General features: G+C 54.1%; 1 protein-coding gene. It reads left to right on the forward strand.

Annotated elements, in window-relative coordinates; genetic code table 11:
- Window positions 1-47: 47 nt before the first annotated feature.
- On the forward strand, window positions 48-854 hold an 807-nt coding region (locus tag PBA01S_RS22625; protein ID WP_127576783.1), incomplete at its 3' end, for an IS110 family RNA-guided transposase.

The raw sequence follows: 854 nt of genomic DNA on the forward strand, positions 1-854 counted from the left end.
ATAAACCAAACCATTTCAGAGCTACATAGCAAAGGAGAGCTGATACTATGCAGTCTACCACAAAATTCGTCGGTTTAGATGTATCCAAAGAAAAAATTTCGGTTGCGATTGCAGATGTGAGCGGGGAAGCTCCACGCTATTACGGAACCATTCCCCACACACCGGCAGCGTTACGCAAGCTTATCAAAGAGCTGGGAGCGGCCGAAACGCTATCGTTTTGCTACGAGGCAGGACCCACAGGTTACGAAACCTATCGCTGGATCACCTCCATGGGGGCCCACTGTGCCGTTATTGCTCCATCGCTGATTCCCAAACGCTCCGGCGACCACGTAAAAACAGATCGACGGGATGCGGAGCAACTCGCGCGTTTGTATCGTGCAGGTGAGCTCACTCCCGTTTACGTCCCCGAACGGGAAGATGAGGCTCTGCGGGAATTGGTTCGCGCCCGTGAAGCTGCCAAGGAAGATGCCCACCGGGCTCGTCAGCGGATCTTGAAATTCCTGCTTCGTCACCAGATTGAACCACCCGCCACCATAAAGCGTCGCTGGACCAAGAAGTATCGCGTCTGGTTAGGGCAGCTTACGTTCCCGTATGAGTCCATGCACGTGGCATTCAGCGAAATGCTTCATGCTTTGGATGAGATCGAGCAACGCATGGGGCGCCTAGAAAAAGCACTGGTCCAGCAAGCTGCGACCGGTTCTAAGGCTTCTCTGATCCAAGCTCTTCAGTCCCTACGGGGGATTGGATTGCTTACAGCCATTACCCTTGCGGCTGAAATCGGAACCTTTGCGCGTTTTCGCTCCCCGGCCCAACTGATGGCGTACTTGGGACTGGTCCCTCGTGAGTATTCCACG

The sequence above is a fragment of the Paenibacillus barengoltzii NBRC 101215 genome, from assembly GCF_004000745.1.
Classification (GTDB): Bacteria; Bacillota; Bacilli; order Paenibacillales; family Paenibacillaceae; genus Fontibacillus; species Fontibacillus barengoltzii.